The sequence below is a fragment of the methane-oxidizing endosymbiont of Gigantopelta aegis genome (assembly GCF_016097405.1).
Taxonomy (GTDB): Bacteria; Pseudomonadota; Gammaproteobacteria; order Methylococcales; family Methylomonadaceae; genus Methylomarinum.
In genome coordinates this window covers 70,567-90,287 of the sequence record NZ_JAEHGD010000003.1, presented here as the reverse complement: position 1 = coordinate 90,287, position 19,721 = coordinate 70,567, and the positions used below count along the sequence as shown (strand labels likewise).

The window sequence follows — 19,721 nt, the reverse complement described above, 5'->3', positions numbered from 1 at the left end:
ATCGGAGCCTGATTGTCCTTATGTCTCTTGCCATTGTTTACAGCCGCGGACGCAGTGGCATTCATGCGCCGCTGGTAACGGTGGAAGTTCATGTCAGCAATGGTCTGCCGGCACTCAATATTGTCGGTTTACCGGAAACAGCCGTCAAAGAAAGCAAAGACCGAGTACGCGGCGCCATTATCAACTCGCAATTTGAATTTCCGATGCAACGCATCACTATCAATCTGGCACCGGCTGATTTACCCAAAGAAGGCGGCCGTTTTGATCTGGCCATCGCCATCGGTATTCTGGCCGCATCACAACAGATTCCACGCCAACAACTGGCCGAATACGAGCTGATTGGCGAATTATCGCTCAGTGGCGAGCTGCGCGGCATCAATGGTTGTTTACCGGTTGCCATGCAGTGTCGAGATGCCGGGCGTAAACTGTTTTTACCCCAACAAAACCAAACCGAAGCCGCGTTAATCCGTGATGCTCAATTACTACCGGCAAGCAGCCTGTTACAGGTTTGCGGTCATTTAAGCGGACAACAGTCGATTGCCTTTTTCAGCCAGGATGCTTCGACACTGACAACGCCGTTCGATGCACCGGATTTTGCCGATGTCAAAGGCCAGTACCAAGTCAAACGTGCCTTTGAAATCGCTGCCGCCGGCCAGCATAACCTGTTGATGATTGGCCCGCCGGGCACCGGAAAATCAATGTTGGCTTCGCGAATGCCGTCGATTTTACCCGAATTGACCGAACAGCAGGCACAGGAGTCAGCCGCCATCGCCTCGATCAGCGATCAAGGGTTTGACGTGAGTAACTGGCGTAAACCACCGTTTCGAGCACCACATCATACCGCCTCGGCCGCCGCTTTGGTGGGGGGCGGCAGCAACCCTAAGCCGGGAGAAATTTCACTGGCACATCATGGTGCCTTGTTTTTAGACGAACTGCCTGAATTTGACCGTAAAGTGTTGGAAGTGCTGCGCGAGCCATTGGAAACCGGCCATATTACGATTTCCCGTGCCGCTCGCCAGGCCGATTTTCCTGCCCGCTTTCAATTGATTGCCGCCATGAACCCCTGCCCCTGCGGTTATCTTGGTGATGCCTCCGGTCGCTGCCATTGCAGCTCCGAACAGGTCGTACGTTACCGCGCCCGTGTTTCCGGCCCTCTGCTGGACAGAATCGACATGCACCTGGAAGTACCCCGGGTTGATCTAGATGTTTTACGCCATAATGACAATCAACACGAAGAATCCAGTCGCGTTATCCGTCAGCGTGTGATCGAAGCCAGGCAGCGTGCCGTCAACCGCGCTGGCAAAAGCAATGACCACTTGACGGTCAAAGAAATCAATCGCTTTTGCCAGCTTGATGATCATACGCATACTGTCTTAGAGCAAGCCATGCAAAAATTTGGCCTATCGCATCGCGCCTATCATCGTATTTTAAAAGTCGCTCGTACCATCGCCGATTTAGCGAATGCCGATAATATCGAATTAGCGCATATCAGCGAGGCACTGAGCTACCGCAAACTGGATCGTCAATAACCATGGCAGGATTGAATACCCAACAGCGCGCTGCGGTGACGCTGATTGACCGGCCTTTACTGGTACTGGCCGGTGCTGGCAGCGGCAAAACCCGGGTGATTACCGAAAAAATCGCATGGTTGGTTAAACAACAGGGCATCGCCGCCCGCCATATCGCCGCCGTCACCTTTACCAACAAGGCAGCGCGGGAAATGAAAGCGCGTGTGGCCAAATTACTGGACAGCGATGCCAGCCGGGGATTGAGAGTGTCCACCTTCCATGCTCTGGGGCAGGATATTTTACGCCGTGAACACAAGACCTTAGGCTATAAAGCCGGTATCACCCTGTTTGATGAGCAAGATAAAATCACCCTATTACGGAGCCTAATTGCACATGGCCAAAATGACGGTGATTTAGAGGCGGTTGAGCACTATAGCTGGCAAATCAGCCAATGGAAAAATGCTTGCTTACCGGCTACAAAAGCGATTTCCAATGCCACCGATGAAACACTATTGGCGGCCCATCTGTATCAGGAGTACAGCCGTAGTCTGAAGGCCTATAATGCGGTGGATTTTGATGATTTAATTCTGCTGCCGGTGTTTTTGTTTCAACAGCATCCCGATATTCTGGAAAAATGGCAAAACCGGATTCGCTATTTGTTGGTGGATGAATATCAGGATACCAATATTACCCAATACCAGTTAGTACGTCTTTTAGCCGGTAACCTGGGACGTTTTACCGTGGTCGGTGATGACGACCAGTCCATTTATGCCTGGCGCGGCGCGCAACCGGAAAATTTACAACAATTACAACGCGATTATCCGCGTCTGGAAGTGATTAAACTGGAGCAGAACTACCGCTCTGTCAGTCGTATCTTAAAGGTAGCCAATCATTTGATTGCCAATAACCCGCACGTATTTGAAAAAAAGTTGTGGAGCGAATTGGGCTATGGCGAACCATTACGGGTATTGGCACACCGCAATGACTTAGCCGAGGCCAAACAAATCGTATCGGAAATCATTCATCATAAATTCCGTCACGGCGGCCATTTTTCTGACTACGCCATCCTGTATCGGGGCAACCATCAGTCGCGCCTGTTTGAACGCTGCCTCAGAGAAAACAATGTACCCTATTTTATTACCGGCGGCACCTCATTTTTTGCCTGTCAGGAGGTCAAAGATATCCTCGCTTATTTGCGCTTATTTGTGAATCCTGATGACGATGCCGCTTTTTTGCGTATCGTCAATACCCCACGGCGGGAGATTGGCCCAAACACCCTGGAAAAGCTGGGTGATTACGCGACAGGCCGTCATATCAGCCTGTTCAGTGCCTGCTCTGAATTAGGCTTGCAACAGAAATTGAACGACAAGGCAGTGCAGCGTTTGCAACGCTTTTGCCAGTGGGTAGGTGACACTGCCCGTGCCATCGAAAGCGACGATAGCTTTACCCGCATCCGCCGTTTTATCAGCGACATTCAATACGAACAATGGTTGAAAGAAAACAGTAAAACTCCGGCCGCTGCCGAACGGCGCATGCGCAATGTCGACGACCTTGTCAACTGGTTAAAGCGCATCGCCGAATCGGATGCCGGTGAAAACAAGTCGCTGGCCGATGTCATCAGCCGCATCATGCTGATGGATGTACTGGAGCGGCAACAGGAAGAAGAAGCGGGCGACCGGGTCAGCTTGATGACCTTGCATGCGGCCAAGGGGCTTGAATTTCCCCATGTGTTTTTAATCGGTTTTGAAGAAAACCTGTTACCACATTCGAGCAGTATTGAAGCCGGCCAAATCGAGGAAGAACGACGCTTAGCTTATGTCGGCATCACTCGGGCACAAAAAACCTGTACCTTCAGTTACTGTACGCACAGGAAGCGCTATGGTGAAGTGGAAGAAACCCAGCCCAGTCGTTTTTTATCTGAATTACCGGAAGACGATCTGGAATGGCCACAGAAGAAACCATTAGATCCTGAAGCTGTGAAAAAACGTGGTAAACAAAGCCTGGCGCAACTAAAGACCATGCTAGGAGGCTGTCGGATTTAGGAAAATTCTACTGCGACAGTGGGAAATCGGTCCATTTTTCCAATCTTTTTCGTTGCGTAGCACCACTATGCGCCTCAAAAGATCGAAAAACTGCCCTCGATTTTCCACTCGTCTCGTTACGAACCCCTAAACCCGACAGCCTCCTAGAAACTTAAACTCTCAACCTATGAATCAAAAAAAACGCCAACAAATCTTCGACCGTCTGGCCAAGGCAATCCCGGAACCGACAACCGAGCTGGAATACAGCACACCGTTTGAATTGTTGATAGCTGTCGTACTTTCGGCACAAGCAACGGATAAGGGCGTCAACAAAGCAACTAAAGAGTTGTTTAAACATGCCAACACACCAGAAGCTATTTTGGCACTGGGTGAAGAGGACTTAAAACACTACATTAAAACCATCGGCCTGTTTAACAGCAAGGCGGCCAATATCATCAAACTTTGTCAGCGCCTGCTTGAAAAGCATAACGGCGAAGTGCCTGACACACGAGATGCGCTGGAAGCATTAGCCGGTGTCGGCCGAAAAACAGCCAATGTCATTTTAAACACCGCATTTGGCCACCCAGTTATTGCTGTGGATACGCATATTTTCAGAGTCTGTAACCGCACCCGCCTGGCGCCCGGAAAAACCGTGCTCGAAGTGGAAAAAAAACTGGAAAAAGTGACGCCTAAAGAACATAAAAAAGACGCTCATCACCTATTGATTTTGCACGGCCGTTATACCTGCATTGCCCGCAAGCCCCGTTGTGGCAGTTGTGTGATTGAAGATTTATGCGAATATCCCGATAAAATACTTGAATAATCATAAACTAACATCCATTTTTAATGGTATTAATGTAAGTCAGCATTGGTTCAGCTGTATTATGGCAAATTTGTCGCGTCAACCATCTATCAGGAGAACCTTATGAAACAAAAATCGCTTTTAGTGCTTATCAGCAGCCTTTTGTTATCGGCTTGCGCCAGTCAAACCGGATGGAGTCCTACGGTGGACCCTTATGGTGACCCGAACGCTTATCGCCTCAATCAAGACATGGCCGAATGCCAGCAACTGGCCGCACGTGCATCGGGTAATGTTTATACCGAAACCGCAAAAGGTGCAGCGGTCGGCGGTCTGGTCGGCGCAGCCGCTGGTGCGGCATTAGGCGCTATTTCCGGTGACCCAGGCAAAGGCGCGGCCTATGGTGCGACAATCGGCGGTATTGGCGGTGCATCCAAACAAGGCTTTGAATCTGACGAGCAATACCGCAGAGCCTATATAAATTGCATGCGCCATCGTGGACACTACGTTGTTAATTAACGCCCTGCCGACACACGGATGTGTCCCATTCTTTTCTGGTGTTCATCCACCTGAAAAAATCAGCATTTTCTTACATTATTCTGATTGCGGTCTATAGGGGCTGTTGCCGTTTTGAAAATCCCCCTTGAAATTCAATAACTCCGCCACATAGATTGTTTATTTTGACTCAAAAACAAGCAAACTATGCCGCGACAACTGCTTACGGATGAACTTTGGGAGAAACTGAAGATAATTATGTTGAAAATGGGAATTTATGACAAACCTTGTCTTCGAAAAACAGTCGAAGGTATTTTTTATCGCTTGCGAGTAGGTTGTCCCTGGAGAGATTTACCCACGGCTTTTGGTAATTGGAATGCGGTATATAAACGATTCAATGACTGGTCTCGTAAAGAAAAACTGATGGGTATTTTTAACGCCCTGGTTGTTGACCCAGACCTGGAATGGGAATTTATTGATGGGAGTATTGTGAAAGCACATCAGCATAGTAGTGGTGCGGCCTGTGAACAAGAAACAGCGATAGGGAAATCTGTCGCCGGGAACACCAGTAAAATTCATATGGCCGTTGATGCCTGTGGTCTTCCTATTCATTTCTCAGTGACAGGCGGCGAAGTTCATGACTGTAAAGAAGCACCGAAATTAGTTGCAGAGCTCCCAAAAGGTGACTATATAGTTGCTGACAGAGGCTATGACAGTGAAGCATTACGTCTTCAAATTAAAGACAAAGGGGCTGTTCCTGTTATCCCAAGAAAAAAGAATTCAACTCGGGGAAATGATGAAATGGATTGGTGTCTCTACAAATATCGCCATCTCGTTGAAAATGTGTTTGCAAGACTTAAGCATTTCAGAGCGATCGCCACGCGATATGACAAACTCAAACGAAATTTTGAAGGCTCTATCGCTCTGGCTTGCGCCTTTTTATGGTTACCTATGTGAAATGGCAACAGCCCCTAATTTAAAATCGCAATAACGCTAAATTTACTTAAAAAATAAAGGCTAGCACTATGAAACCCAATATTACGCCGACCCAACATGAGCGCCGCCTCGGTGAGGATGATTTTATTGTTTCCAAAACAGATACCAGCGGCCGAATCACCTATGCTAACCGCATTTTTATGGAAATTGCCGGTTATCCGGAATCTGAATTGCTCGGTGTACAACATAATATTATCCGCCACCCCGATATGCCGCGAGGCGTGTTCCGTTTTTTATGGGACACCCTAAAAGCCGGGGAAGAATTTTCAGGCTTCGTAAAAAACTTATGCGCTGATGGGGGATATTACTGGGTTTTCGCCAATATAACACCCGATTACGATATTAATGGTAAATTGGTCGGCTATTATTCTGTGCGACGTAAGCCCCCGCAATCAGCAATTAACACCATAACGCCGATCTATCAGGAAATGCTGGCTATCGAACGACAAAACTCAGCTAAAGATGCCCCATCAAAATCCATCGCCTACTTGGTTGATGTAGTCAAGCAAAGTGGGGCTAAAGATTATGCCAGTCTCGTCATGAATCTATACAAACCTGAAGGTGTGGTATGAACTCACAAAGTGCAAACATTCCCTTTTTTGAGACCAAAATTACGCTTGCTGTAAGCATTATCATCATTTTGAATATCCTTCAATTTAGCGCCGATACCTATTTGCATGGTTTTTCCTGGGTCGACTTGATATTCATGTTGCTGATTACAGGCATTGCGCTCTGGTTTAAAATCATGACGATTCCACATCTTGAGGTTTTGAACCAGATTCAGGAAGTTTTGGTTAAAGCCAATCACGGCGAATTGCACCATCGAATCACGCAAACCAAAGGCTTAGGTGAAATGGGCAAAATCGCCTGGGAGCTGAATGAATTTCTGGATATTGTCGAATCTTATTTCAGAGAAATCACCACCTGTTTTGATCAGGTAGCCAAGGGAAATCATATCCGTCCTGTTCTGGCCGATGGCTTTCCCGGCGTATTACAGAAATCAGCCAAACAGATCAATCTGGCAGTTCAGCACATTAAAGAAAATGAAACGCTCATTATTAAAAATCGTCTGTCTGCCGGCTTACATAGCCTCAACACCGGTAATTTACTCGACAACTTAAAAGGCAATCAGAATGATCTGATCAATATTACCGAACAAATGCAAAAGGTCGAGGAAATCGCCACCGATACCGGGCGTAATGCCGAAAACAGCCTGGCCACCGTCAACACCATCGGTACCTCCTTAACCCATATCAATGACAATATCATGTCAGTCAGCAGCGTCATTGCTGCTCTGATTGAAGACAGTAAAAAAGTCACCGATTCTTTATCCATGATTACCGGCATCGCCGACCAGACCAATCTTTTAGCGCTGAATGCCTCGATTGAAGCGGCTCGAGCGGGTGAACACGGCCGCGGCTTCGCCGTAGTGGCCGATGAAGTCAAAAACCTGTCGGAACACACTAAAAATGCGGCGCTGGAAGTCTCTCAAACCTTAAATTCCTTTAACCGCCGGGTTGAACAAATGTTCCAGGAAGCGGAAAATTCAACGCGCTTATCACAGGAAATCATGACTCAGGTCGGTGAATTCGAACAACAATTTGCAGATCTATCACACTCAGCTCAACAATCGGTCGGCTATATCAGTTATGCCAAGGATAAATGCTTTGCCTTGCTGACCAAACTTGATCACATTGTGTTTAAACAAAATGGTTATATGGCAATTGAAGGGCCGGATGATCTGCCTCAGGCTCAGGCCATTCAGGTTGATCATCACAATTGTCGGCTGGGCAAATGGTATGACTCCGGCGTCGGCTACGAGAAATTCCGCCACACCGTTGCCTATAGCAAGCTCTCTGGGCCACATGGACAGGTGCATTCATTCACCCAGCAAGCCTATCAATTTTCACGACAAAACTGGCAGCAAGATGCATCACTGCTCCAAAACATTCTGGGTGCCATGCAACAAACCGAGCAAGCCAGTAATGATGTTATGCAGCTAATCGACCAAATGGTTGAAGAAAAACATCAACACCAATCCTGACCTTACAAAAGCCGGTCTTCAATGATGACCGGCTTTTTTACTGAACCATGTTATCGCGCTGCAAAACATCCAGATACGTTTTAATTTTGTGGTCATCAAGATCATCTACGCCAAACTCCCCAATCGCATTGATATGCCCCGACAAATGCTCTTTCAAGAGTCCCCAGAAACCGATGCTATCCCACCGATTACCGTCACTATCAAAATAAATCAATTTTTCAATATGCCGATAACGGTAAAAGAATAAACCGACAACCGGAATGCGGGTCACGATATCGTTATTGTTACGCACCCGAAAACAGCGACCTTGGGCGAGTTGGTTCATGTTCGATGCAAATTCAACATCCCCCACACGCGGGCAGCCAAAGTTGCATAGCTGATGGAAAAGTTTATTGTCAGCCAATAACTGGCTGGCGACCAATGTGGCCAATGCGCCACCCAAACTATGCCCAGTTATCCATATAGCTTGCTGATTATGCTGGAATTCGGCAATTTTTTGCGAAATTTCAGCCCAAACCGAATCCAATGCCGCCTCAAAACCACGATGCACCTGACCAAATGGCCCGGGAATCAACTTGATTTTAGCATCGGTAATCAAATCCTTGATTTTTGTCATTTCAGTCCCTCGGAATACAATAACCAAGTGCTGCTCATTTGCCGCGACAAACCCTTGAGTTCCACTACCCGCATGATTAAAAAAATACTGCTTCGGAAAGCTCCATTGCGTCAGTTGTGCATAGATAGCGGGCTCATTTTCATAGGCTAATTCCGATAAGCGCGCTAATGACAAGGCATTTTGTGGATCATACCCTGTGGCTTGCATATTGAATGTTAATTGTGACATATCGCTTTCCCCTTTAATGTTGCCTGAAACCTGCTGCGCATCACCAGTGATTTTTATCCGAATCAGCATGATTTTTCTCTATCGAATCTTTAACCACCAATGGCTTTTTAGGCTTGAGCGGCGGTTTTTTCCACAAACCCTGTGCTGAAAAACATTGCCATCCCCATTGCAGCCAATTCAGCAAAGAAAGCGCTAACCATAACGACCACAATAACATTAAACCGCGATAAACTAACAATGGCACGGAAATAATCGTCGCAACAGGCAAAACAGGCGGGTTGCGATCCTGATACCAGTTCAGATTGAATGCAGTAGACTGATTCCCAGTTTGTTGCATATCGGGTACACCCAGTAAGCCCTGTTGTACGGCAAAAAACAACAGCACCAACGCCAATAAAGTCAACAACCCTAAACAGATTTGAATAAAATTAAAATAAGGTAAGGCTAACACATTAGCCCTGCCGCGGACGCCCAATGCTAATAACCAAAATACCACCAATATACCCGCTGCAACCGGAACCTGGCTTAAACCCAGCAATAATAAAAACCATTGCCAGGATTTGATAGGAGTGAGTCTCGATTGGCCCAAACCGAAGGCTAAAAAAATCAATACGATGACGACACCCCAAATCAGGGTAGCCGGGCCGAAATCTGGCCCTAAGGTTAATAATATCCAGCGATCTTGCCCAGGTTGCAGATTGATATGGTAATTGACACTGGCTTGCTGCAAATCAATCACCGGTGTTGTATAGATGGGCGCGATACCTGAAGGCGTCATCCAATTTAACGCTATGGTTTGCTCTCCGGGGCTGATCGGCAGGCGCAGTTCGCGTCCTTGCTGGCGGATGGGTTGCCGCCTGCCATCGATCAACACGCTTTGCAGCTCAGCCTGTGGCGGCAGCGTAATTCGGTGCTGCTGGGCCTTGGAGCTTCTAACCTGCATCGTAAACTCAACCTGTTCGGTTCTTTTTCCCGGCTTTATTTTAAGCCTCGATTCATCAATGGTCAGCGTTGCGCCGGCAACGGCCTGTGGTTTACGGATGCTCAGCAACACGCTTTCGCCCGGCCAAGGACGCCATTCGGGCAGCCACTCTCCACGTGCATTCTGTTGTTGAATCACGGCGATACCCGATAAATCGACATGCCAGGTTGGACTGATGCGAGCACGCCAAAGCTCTGTCCACTGTGTGGTTTGCGCCGCCTTCAATTCAATTTTGTCTTGTTTTTCCAAAACCGAATGCCAAATCAGCTGTCGCTGCTCACCGGATAGTATCAACTCAGCCTGCTGATTTTTAACCCGAATACCTGCGCTTGTAACCGATTCGCCAGCAAGGAGCGGATAACGAATATGGACTGCGGCATGGCTGTTATTTAATCGCACAAGCTGTGTTGTAATCGTCCAGTCCAAACCTAAATTCAAGGTCCGTTCAATGCGAATAAAGGCCGGTAGTTCGCTAGGCTGCAAGCGGGATTCCGGTGACTTTTCAAGCCGTTGCAAGCGGTTGAACTGCAACACTTTATCGCTTTGACCATCAGCATACACGCCTTGAATTTGCCAGCCTTGCTGCCGGGATTCCACATAATGGGGTTTCAATGTCAATGGCAGACTGAATTTATCACGCCGTGGCGAGATGCCGGTCAGTTGCAGTTGATGAATGCCCGCCGGCACAAAAGCCCATAGCACACCGTTCTTATCCCGCATCAAGACCTGGCTTTCCTGGTCATCTAGTTTGACATGCCCCGGCATCCAGTGTCCTGCCTGTGCGGGTAAGGGTATCGCGGTGTCATACTGCACATGCACTGTGAGATCAATCGCGAGCTTTTCAGGCTCAATGGACAACCTCATACGAACAATCTGAGCGCAGGCGGGCAAGCATTCCGGCGCTTTCAGCAAACGGTTTTTCAATTCCTGCAATAATTTTTGATTGGGTAAATCAGCAAAACTGTCGCTGCCAGAGCCGAACAGCAACGGTAGAATCAACATCCATTTAAGGCCAGACAGGGGCCAATTCTCCGGCTTACGCACGACATCGAGCAGGCGTAATAGCAGAGCGATAATTAACAACAACTGTACCCATTTCAACACAAACATCATGCTCGGCGATAAAAACCACAGTTGCAGCCGCTGTCTGGAATCAACCTGGCCATTCCAGGTCAGCTGCGTTTTATGCCATTGCCATTGCGGCAGCCCCGGTCCTGTTTGTAAATTGGCATTGGGGTCAAATTGCGCCAGTGGAGCTTGTTTATCCTTCCTTTCCGCACTGAAATCCCTTGATTTTTTGAGCGGCCGGGTACTGAGCTTCGGCATTGCTTCGCTGATGGCAACGCGGCTTTCATCCATACCGGCCACCGAACGGCTATCAAGCGCCCTGATTTGCGGCGCGACCGGCTGCCACGGTTTTTCCAATTGCGGATAAAAGGCCGTCCGCACTTGCTGTATCATGAACGGAATTAAAATAACCAGCATGGCCAGCCAGCTTAAATGCCGATAATAGCGTAGTACGCGGGCAAACTTGCCTTCTGGCAATACCCGTAACAGGGCAATCACCGCCAGTAAATTCAACCAGATAAAATGTGGTGCACCGGGTTCATGCGCCGTCAATACCAGCATCAACAAGGCCAATGCACCCCAGCGTTTATTCCATAACCGGCTAACCGCCAATGCGCTAATCAGCACCATAAAAAAATCGAGTAAGGTCCAATGCCCAACCCAACTGTCAGGCTGGTTATCCACGCCGCTGACATAAAATAACCGCCATCCCGGCGGAATATTCAATTCAGCACTCACCTGCTGAAAACCCTGCATCCAGCCACTCACACTCAAATCACTAATATTCCCTTCAATCCGACTATCGGCCATTAGATTCAGATATCCTTGGCGAACTTCAACACCGGCCGGATCCTGTTCATGCAACCGGGTAATCAACTGCGTTTTACCGTTTATTTTAACCTGCCCCAGTTGCATTTCAGGCCAGGTCTTTAAGCGCCAGCTCCGGCGTAGCTGCCCTTGTATAGCATCCTGAATGGTATATCCTGTACCCGCAAAGTCCAGCCAGATTCTGCGTTTTAGTGTGAGTTTATCGGGCTCAGGCTGTAAATTTCCGCGTCGCAACACCTTAAACACCATGGCATCGCCTTGCTCAAGACGATAAGCAGGTAAATGACGCCAGGCGACTGGGAGCCTGGTTTGTGAGGGATCAACCGCAGGAACGTTTTTAATTTCCAGCAAGCGCAAGGCACGATTGGGTTGAAATGACCAGATTTCATAATCCGGCCAGGCAGCATCCTGAAACGCCAGCCCGAGTTGTTTGATGTCTTTAGGATGTAGGCTTTTAAGTCGGACTGTCCATTGTCCTGGCCTGACTTGAATCCGCAGTTTGCCCGTGTTTTCCAACCGCGCCGGCAGCGGGCTGCCTAAATCGACGGCGACAAACCCCTGCAACAAAGCATGTGTCAAAACGACTTCTCTAGGTGTCCCGGCGACATTGAGCTGGAGCACAGTCTCCATTTGTAGAGGCACATCATCAATCAATTTGCGAAAAACCTGTAATTGCAATCGGTTTTCAGGTGGCATCAGGCCGGCTTTTTTAGATTGATGTAACCAGATTGCACCTTGCTTCAGACTATAATCAACAAATTTTTTGCCATTCACATCAATCTCAATCAAACCGGTGTCGGCATACAATCCTAAGTGATCCGGCAATCGCCCCCAGCGGAACTGGCCTTCAATGTGATGCTGACCCGCGCTTAAAAATACGGCAGGCTTGCCATTTTTTTTCACCACTGGCAATGGCTTTTGATTAACACGCACCTTCTGCGGCCAATGTTTGTCATCACCCGGCAGGATGACCCAAGCATCGCGGTATAATGTCCACCGGCTACTGAAGCGGCCACCGCTATCATTCAGCGTCAATTGCAAACGCCCCGGCCAGCGGCATTGTTTTTGTTTAAAGCGGTGATAAAAAAACGGACACTGGAAATCCTTATCCTCATCGATCACCCAGTCTATCCAGGGTTTCAGCGGTTCCGGCACCTGTTCTGGTGACAATGCGTATCCTGTTGCGTTAAATATGATTAAAAAAAACAGAATGAAAAAACGCATGATAATCTCCAGCGTGTCACAGCCATTAACCCAGCCTTGCCATTGCAGTGCCATAAAACTATTTATATATTGTTTATCAATGGCTTATGTTAATAACGGGTAACTTCTCATTATTCACAGGCAATCTGGCCTCTCATTTATCGACACAGAGACCACTGAGAACACAGAGAATGAAACCGTGCCAACCGCATAACTCTGTACGCTCTGTGGTCTCTGTGTCTATTTATTTATACTCAGTCGAGCCCAATCATCACCGCTTACAGGAAAAACAAACAGCTTTATGTCAAACATGCACGCAGCATTTGATAAATACCCCCAAAACTACCATTGCTCATCAATACAGCGTGCGCTTTTCGCTCAGCTTGTAGCTGGGCGGTAATATCATCCAGCCGACTGCAAATTTGAATATTATCGGCATAATTGAGCAACAACGATAAGTCCCAGTCCAATCCTTCCGGCTGATAAATCAATGCCAGATCTGCCGTTTTCAAAGCATGAGCCAGCGTTTTCGTATGAATACCCATGCGCATGGTGTTGGAGCGCGGCTCCAGGACGGCAATAATACGTTCGTCGCCAACCTGCTTACGCAATCCGGTGAGGGTGGTTTCGATGGCGGTAGGGTGATGAGCAAAATCATCATAAACCGTAATATTTTGGGTCTCGATAATTTTTTCCATCCGCCGTTTGACATTCTTGAATCGCTGCAAGGCGCTAATTGCCGCCGCGGGCAGGATGCCGACATGGCGTGCCGCTGCGATAGCCGCCAGGGCGTTGTAAACATTGTGTTCGCCCGTTAAAGCCCAGTCAATGATGCCTTGCGACTGATGTTCGAAGATGATTTCAAACTGACTGCCATCGACTTTCAGCAATTTTGCCTGCCAATCGGCGGGCTGTCCGATAGCGGTTTTTACCACCGGTGTCCAACGGCCTTTTTCCAGCACATCAGCGACGTTTTGTTCATTTTTTGGCGTGATAATCAAGCCTTCGCCGGGAATGGTGCGCACCAGATGATGAAATTGTGTTTTTATCGCCTCGAGATCGGGAAAAATATCAGCATGATCAAATTCTAAATTATTCAATATCGCGGTTCGTGGCCGGTAATGAACAAATTTAGAACGCTTGTCGAAAAAGGCCGAATCATATTCATCGGCTTCGATGACAAAAAAATCCGATTCACCCAGGCGGGCGGACAAGCCAAAATTCAATGGCACGCCACCAATCAAAAAACCGGGATTGAAACCCTGAGCTTCGAGAATCCAGGCTAACATGCTGGTGGTAGTCGTTTTGCCGTGAGTACCGGCGACGCCCAGTACCCATTTGTCCTGCAACACATGTTCGGACAACCATTGCGGGCCTGACACATAATGCAAGCCTCGGTTCAATACCGCTTCGACTTCTGGATTGCCGCGTGATAAGGCATTTCCGATGACGACCAGATCGGGCTTGCTATCCAGGTTTTCGGCACGATAGCCATTCATCAGTGCGATGCCTTGTTGCTCCAGTTGCGTGCTCATCGGCGGATAAACATTGTGATCGGAGCCGGTAACGTGATACCCCAATTGCCTGGCGATCAGGGCCAGGCCCCCCATAAAGGTACCGCAGATACCTAAAATATGGATATGATGGTAAGGGGGTTGTTTATTGTGCATTGTCAGCCTCTTTGGGGGGGTTGTCCTTGGCATTATCGTCTTTTTTTTCTTCAGTTGCGTCGTCTTCTGTTTCGGTCTCTGTTTTTAATGTTTCCTTAGCGCCGGCTTGTTCTAACAGCTTGATAATCGCTGCCGGGGCTATCTTTTTGGCACGCGCCAGAATGGTCAGGCCATTGTTATCCACCGCATTGACATCGGCCCCTGCTGCAATCAATATCTGAATCAAGGCTTTATCGGCAAATCGAATCGCATCCATCAGTGCGGTATTGCCCGTATTATCCGCCGCATTCACATCGGCGCCATAATTAAGCAATACCTTAACATTACGAAGATTACCATTATAACAAGCGCCCATCAACGCCGTTCGGCCGGTCGCCGATTTCGCGTTGACATCCAGCCCCTGTGCCAGCAATGATTGCAGGCGTTCGGTATTGCCATCGGTGGCAGCGCGAAACAGATCATTAAAGTCTTCGGCATTGGCACTCAGTGCGTAGATAACGATCAGACTATAAAACAGAATTTTCATTTTTAAGGGTCGGCAAACAGCTCGTCTCGGGAATAATGCTAAAATACAGTATAAACCCTATCAGAAAATAGCTGAACATCGTCTTTATGAGCGAAAAAAATAAAATAATTGTCACGGCTAAGCCCCGTTATATTGAAGCGCAATCATCACCGGATGATGATCGCTATGTCTTTTCTTATACCATTCACATCGAAAACCAGGGCCAGCTTAGCGCCCGGTTATTAAGTCGGCACTGGTTGATTACCGACGCCAACGGTAAAATACAGGAAGTCACCGGCGAGGGCGTTATTGGCAAGCAACCCTTGATTCAGCCGGGTGAATCCTTCAGCTATAGCAGCGGCGCCGTTGTCGAAACACCGGTCGCCGTCATGCAGGGACAGTATTTAATGGAAAACAGCGACGGCGAGCAGTTTAATACAGCCATTCCAAAATTCACCTTGTCTATTCCGCGTGTCCTGCACTGATGTCAATTTACGCCATTGGGGATATTCAAGGCTGTTATGATTCGTTACGTCGCCTGTTGGATAAAATTGCGTTCGATCCTGGACATGACCAACTCTGGTTTGCCGGTGACCTGGTTAACCGCGGGCCAAAATCGCTGGAAACCTTGCGCTTTATTAAATCATTAGGTGATGCAGCTATCTGTGTACTTGGCAATCATGATCTACATTTAATTGCCACCGCCGTCAATCAGCGCAAGCTGAAAGCGAAAGACTCACTCGGCCCGGTTCTGGCCGCGCCCGACTGTGATGAATTGATTCATTGGCTCCGCCACAGGCCCCTGCTGCACCGAGACAAAGGATTCAATTTATTGCATGCCGGGCTTGCCCCGCAATGGAGCATTAAACAAGCGGAAAAACTGGCACGCCAGGTTGAACGCATATTGCAAGGCAAGCATTATGCCGATTTCTTTAAACACATGTACGGTGATAAACCCGATATCTGGTCTGAAGACCTGTCACCCTTCAATCGGACACGCTTTGTGGTGAATTGCTTTACCCGCATGCGATACTGTGATGCCTCGGGTCGGCTGGACTTCCATTATAACGGCCCGCCCGGCAGCCAACCCGATCATTTAATGCCGTGGTTTATGGTACCTGATCGTAAAACTCAAAAAGACACCATCATTTTTGGCCATTGGTCAACGCTCGGTTTTTATCATGGCTATAATTGCTATGCTATCGACACCGGCTGTTTGTGGGGCGGCGAATTGACAGCAATCAAATTGGGCAAAACCATCAAAAAATATTCTATCCGCTGTAAACAATCATGACTCAGACTCTCAATACCTTAATTGCGCCTGAAAATCGCCTGGCCATCCTGTCACGCGCTGAAATTCATAATTTGCTCGACAGCAGCCAAGGTGGCTTGTATCGCCTGCTGCGTAACTGTGCGCTGGCCGTTTTAAACTGCGGCAGTGATTTAGACGACGGCAAAGCTCTACTCGAGCGTTATCCCGATTTTGATATTCGAGTATTTTCTGAAGAACGCGGTATTCAGCTCGAATTACAACATGCACCTGCCGAAGCATTTGTCGATGGCAAAATTATTGCCGGTATTCGCGAGCACTTGTTTGCCGTGTTGCGCGATATTGTTTATGTCGAAAATGAAATTATCGGCAATCCGGCCTTCAATCTTGAAGCCTCGGATGCCATTACCGATGCGGTCTTTCATATTCTGCGCAATGCCGATATTATTCGCCAGCATATTGAACCTAAGCTCGTCGTGTGCTGGGGTGGCCATTCTATTTCGGGCGTTGAATACCGTTACAGCAAAGAGGTCGGTTATCATTTAGGGCTGCGTGATATGGATATTTGCACCGACTGTGGGCCGGGCGCGATGAAAGGGCCGATGAAGGGTGCGACCATTGCACATGCCAAACAACGCATGAAAAATGGTCGTTATATCGGCATTACCGAGCCGGGTATTATCGCCGCAGAATCGCCCAACCCTATCGTCAACGAACTGGTTATCATGCCGGATATTGAAAAGCGGCTGGAAGCCTTTGTCCGTTGTGGCCACGGCATTATTGTGTTTCCCGGCGGTGCCGGTACGGCTGAAGAAATTCTGTATTTACTCGGGGTTTTATTGCACCCTGATAACCTTGAAATTCCATTTCCGTTGATTTTTACCGGGCCTGCAGGCTCGGCTGATTATTTTAAACAAATCAATCATTTTATTGGCGACACGCTAGGCTTTGAAGCCCAGCAGCGTTATAAAATAATCATCAACGATCCTGCCCGGGTTGGACGGGAAATGCTGGCAGGCCTGCACCAGGTCAGAGAATATCGAAAAGGACAAAAAGACGCCTATTATTTTAACTGGTCGTTAAAGATTGATCCTGTCTTTCAGCAACCGTTCGATCCGACCCATCAGGCCATGGCCGAATTAAACTTGAGTAAACAGCAAGCACCGCATCAATTAGCAGCTAATTTACGACGGGCCTTTTCCGGTATCGTCGCCGGTAATGTCAAAGAGGAGGGAATTCGCCGCATCGAGGAATCCGGACATTTCGAAATCAGTGGCGACAGCGACATTATGGCCGCCGTCGATAATCTGTTAGCGTCGTTTGTCAGAGAGAAACGGATGAAACTGCCTGGCAGCGTTTACCAGCCATGTTACAAAATCATCCGTTGACATGTACATTACTCTCGCTCGTAGGCCAGTTCTTCAGGTTGTTGCCGAACGAGTGAATGTACGGTGAAGAATTTCTTGAATTGTGGCATAAAGCTGGCGGTAATCGGAATCGAATAAAAACAATAAATTGCCGCCGCTTCACCGGTGCTGACGCCAAAAAACCATTGAGGGACAAACAGGGTCAAAATAGCCATCGCAAAATGATAGCTGGCAATTTTCCAACAGTCTTTCCATAAAAAGCCACTTAACGCCAATGCAAATAATGAGCCATGCGTGACTAGCAAACCAAAAGCACTGCCAATATGGTAACCGATATGATATTTCCCCATAAACAAGCAGGACACCATGTCGCCGATAAAATTCGGTTGAATGCCGAATAACTGCCATTCACGCGGTAAAAAGCTGAAAATCAGAAAGGAGCCACTCAAGGTAACCCCTAACAAAGTGGCTTTTTTCAGTGCATTTCTATCGGACGAATAAGTTGCTAGTGCAGGCATGATGGCAAAGGCTTGCAAGCTGATATGATAAGTCGAAAGCTCGCTTAAGAATAAATTAGTCCCGAATCCACATTGATCGGCAACAGGATAGGCGAAATACTGGATAAATTCCATCAAGGAAAAATGAAAAATGGCATAGGCTCGCGCCAACCTCACCCAAAACGGCTCACTCTTGTCGCGATAAGTCACTGTTGCCGCAACCAGGCCGACAACCCCTAAGCCTAAAGACATATTGGCGCTAAAACACATAATTTTCCCTCTTAAAAATCACTTATGAAATCATATTACCATTAAAAAATAAAGGTTTTATACAGCTGCCTTTAAGCGGTCTCGCCATAAATCACACAGCGATTGCGCCCCCCTTCTTTTGCTTGATACAGCGCTTTATCTGCACGCTCGAACAAATCATCAGGGTGTCTATCGCCTTTTTGATAGTCGGTAAGCCCGCCGGATATAGTGACTTGTAGCATTTGATCATTATAAGAAAAGCGTTTATCGGCAATAATTTTGCGAATCTTTTCAGCCACTACCCAGGCTTGTTGGGCATTGATATTCGGTAAAATCATCACAAATTCTTCGCCCCCATAACGCGCGACAAAATCGGTTTCCCGGCAATTGTTTTTGATGAGCTGCGCGATGATACATAAAACCTTGTCCCCTGCTTTATGGCCGTAAGTATCATTGATTGACTTGAAATAATCAATATCCCAGACCAGCAAACTCATCGGCGTTTGATAGCGTTTAGACGTCTTAAACTCCGCTTCAATTTTTTCGTTATAGGCCAGCCGATTCGGTAATTCAGTCAAAGGATCGAGAAATGCCTTATTATGCGCCTGCTTTAATGTCTCTCGCAGTATTTTCGATTCAGCTTCCAAGTCTTTTATTTTTTTCGACATTTCAGCGAGCTGCCGCTGTGTATCCAATAATTTTGAATCGGCATGATTCTGATGTCGCTGTAAATTTGTAGTCAAGTCTTGCAGATGAAGTGTAATATTTTCCTGCAAGGCATTTAAATCATCGGCACGGATGGTACTGTTTTTAATGTTCTCGATTTGCGTCGAAATGAGCATATTCAGTTGGGCGTGACTGTCATAACTTGCCTGGCTCGAAGCGGTCGCTTTTTGCGTCATGCTGTCGAGCAAACTTAATTGGCTGGAAATATTATCCAGAAATTTTTCTGTATCTTTTTGCTCCGATAAAAAATACTGATTGATTTCCAGAATCAAGGTAACGGCTGATTGCACCAGGTTATTATCCGCTTCCCCATTTTGATTCTGGATCAGTTGATTCCTGATGGTTAAGCTTTTTGCCACGAATTTATCTGGAATTTCAATCGTATCCAGCAAAACACAAAGCTGCTGAATAAATAAGTTTGATGTGGCGCCGCCTTCCTGCATCGAACTCTGCCTCATCCGCAGGCTATGATCGAGAGCTTTAGACAGTGCCTGCATATCCTGCTGCAAGTCCTCAATTTTAATGCCCTGCTTTAATTTTTTTGTGATGGGCAGGATATACTCATCGAGTACTTTATTCTGGCCTGACACGAAACGCATAAATTGAACGATGAGTTTATAGAGAAACTTTTTATTGATAGTAGACATAG

Annotated in this window: 16 protein-coding genes; 10 read left to right on the top strand and 6 right to left on the bottom strand. The window is 47.4% G+C overall.

What is annotated here, in order from left to right; genetic code table 11:
• The first annotated feature begins 20 nt into the window (after window positions 1-20).
• The 7 genes from JEU20_RS14300 (at window position 21) to JEU20_RS14270 (ending at window position 7,863) form a co-directional block, all read left to right on the top strand.
• Window positions 21-1,529, top strand: a complete 1,509-nt coding sequence (locus JEU20_RS14300) for a YifB family Mg chelatase-like AAA ATPase (RefSeq protein ID WP_198246819.1) — start codon at window positions 21-23, stop codon at window positions 1,527-1,529.
• Between the two features lie 2 nt (window positions 1,530-1,531).
• Entirely contained in the window at window positions 1,532-3,550 is a 2,019-nt protein-coding gene (gene rep, locus JEU20_RS14295; protein WP_198246818.1) for a DNA helicase Rep, read from the top strand.
• A gap of 166 nt (window positions 3,551-3,716) precedes the next feature.
• Window positions 3,717-4,352 carry an endonuclease III gene (gene nth / locus JEU20_RS14290; protein ID WP_198246817.1) on the top strand — a complete coding sequence of 212 codons (636 nt, stop codon included), beginning with the start codon at window positions 3,717-3,719 and terminating at the stop codon, window positions 4,350-4,352.
• Between the two features lie 102 nt (window positions 4,353-4,454).
• The gene (locus tag JEU20_RS14285; RefSeq protein WP_198246816.1) at window positions 4,455-4,847 is read left to right on the top strand and encodes a glycine zipper family protein; all 393 of its coding nucleotides are present in this window, start codon (window positions 4,455-4,457) and stop codon (window positions 4,845-4,847) included.
• A gap of 183 nt (window positions 4,848-5,030) precedes the next feature.
• Window positions 5,031-5,780 carry an IS5 family transposase gene (locus tag JEU20_RS14280; protein ID WP_198244898.1) on the top strand — a complete coding sequence of 250 codons (750 nt, stop codon included), beginning with the start codon at window positions 5,031-5,033 and terminating at the stop codon, window positions 5,778-5,780.
• A gap of 68 nt (window positions 5,781-5,848) precedes the next feature.
• On the top strand, window positions 5,849-6,391 hold the full coding sequence (locus JEU20_RS14275; RefSeq protein ID WP_198246815.1) for a PAS domain-containing protein: 543 nt from the start codon (window positions 5,849-5,851) through the stop codon (window positions 6,389-6,391).
• Window positions 6,388-7,863 (top strand): methyl-accepting chemotaxis protein, encoded by a 1,476-nt coding sequence (locus tag JEU20_RS14270; protein WP_198246814.1) that lies wholly within the window; start codon window positions 6,388-6,390, stop codon window positions 7,861-7,863. The genes JEU20_RS14275 and JEU20_RS14270 overlap by 4 nt, the downstream gene beginning before the upstream one ends.
• Before the next feature lie 37 nt (window positions 7,864-7,900).
• On the opposite strand, the gene JEU20_RS14265 is transcribed toward JEU20_RS14270, so the two are convergent.
• The 4 genes from JEU20_RS14265 to JEU20_RS14250 all read right to left on the bottom strand — a co-directional run bounded on the left by JEU20_RS14265 (window position 7,901) and on the right by JEU20_RS14250 (window position 14,984).
• Complete coding sequence (locus JEU20_RS14265; RefSeq protein ID WP_198246813.1) at window positions 7,901-8,776, bottom strand: lipase family protein; 876 nt, start codon at window positions 8,774-8,776, stop codon at window positions 7,901-7,903.
• On the bottom strand, window positions 8,748-12,863 hold the full coding sequence (locus JEU20_RS14260; protein ID WP_198246812.1) for a hypothetical protein: 4,116 nt from the start codon (window positions 12,861-12,863) through the stop codon (window positions 8,748-8,750). Before JEU20_RS14260 ends, JEU20_RS14265 begins: the two co-directional genes overlap by 29 nt.
• Window positions 12,864-13,087: 224 nt before the next feature.
• Complete coding sequence (gene mpl, locus JEU20_RS14255) at window positions 13,088-14,458, bottom strand: UDP-N-acetylmuramate:L-alanyl-gamma-D-glutamyl-meso-diaminopimelate ligase (protein ID WP_198246811.1); 1,371 nt, start codon at window positions 14,456-14,458, stop codon at window positions 13,088-13,090.
• Window positions 14,448-14,984, bottom strand: a complete 537-nt coding sequence (locus tag JEU20_RS14250) for an ankyrin repeat domain-containing protein (protein WP_198246810.1) — start codon at window positions 14,982-14,984, stop codon at window positions 14,448-14,450. Before JEU20_RS14250 ends, mpl begins: the two co-directional genes overlap by 11 nt.
• An 86-nt stretch (window positions 14,985-15,070) precedes the next feature.
• Here JEU20_RS14250 and apaG point away from each other — a divergent pair, with 86 nt between their 5' ends.
• Genes apaG through ppnN form a run of 3 tightly spaced genes read left to right on the top strand, consistent with a single transcriptional unit; the run spans window position 15,071 to window position 17,621 of the window.
• Window positions 15,071-15,448, top strand: a complete 378-nt coding sequence (gene apaG, locus JEU20_RS14245) for a Co2+/Mg2+ efflux protein ApaG (RefSeq protein ID WP_198246809.1) — start codon at window positions 15,071-15,073, stop codon at window positions 15,446-15,448.
• Window positions 15,448-16,257, top strand: coding sequence for a symmetrical bis(5'-nucleosyl)-tetraphosphatase (locus tag JEU20_RS14240; RefSeq protein WP_198246808.1), 810 nt, complete (start codon window positions 15,448-15,450; stop codon window positions 16,255-16,257). The genes apaG and JEU20_RS14240 overlap by 1 nt, the downstream gene beginning before the upstream one ends.
• Entirely contained in the window at window positions 16,254-17,621 is a 1,368-nt protein-coding gene (ppnN, locus tag JEU20_RS14235) for a nucleotide 5'-monophosphate nucleosidase PpnN (protein WP_198246807.1), read from the top strand. The genes JEU20_RS14240 and ppnN overlap by 4 nt, the downstream gene beginning before the upstream one ends.
• Before the next feature lie 8 nt (window positions 17,622-17,629).
• Here the strand turns inward: ppnN and JEU20_RS14230 are convergent, their stop codons facing one another.
• Together JEU20_RS14230 and JEU20_RS14225 are read right to left on the bottom strand one after the other, a co-directional pair.
• On the bottom strand, window positions 17,630-18,367 hold the full coding sequence (locus tag JEU20_RS14230; protein ID WP_198246806.1) for a DUF5765 domain-containing protein: 738 nt from the start codon (window positions 18,365-18,367) through the stop codon (window positions 17,630-17,632).
• Window positions 18,368-18,438: 71 nt separating this feature from the next.
• Window positions 18,439-19,719, bottom strand: coding sequence for a GGDEF domain-containing protein (locus JEU20_RS14225; RefSeq protein ID WP_198246805.1), 1,281 nt, complete (start codon window positions 19,717-19,719; stop codon window positions 18,439-18,441).
• Window positions 19,720-19,721 lie beyond the last annotated feature (2 nt).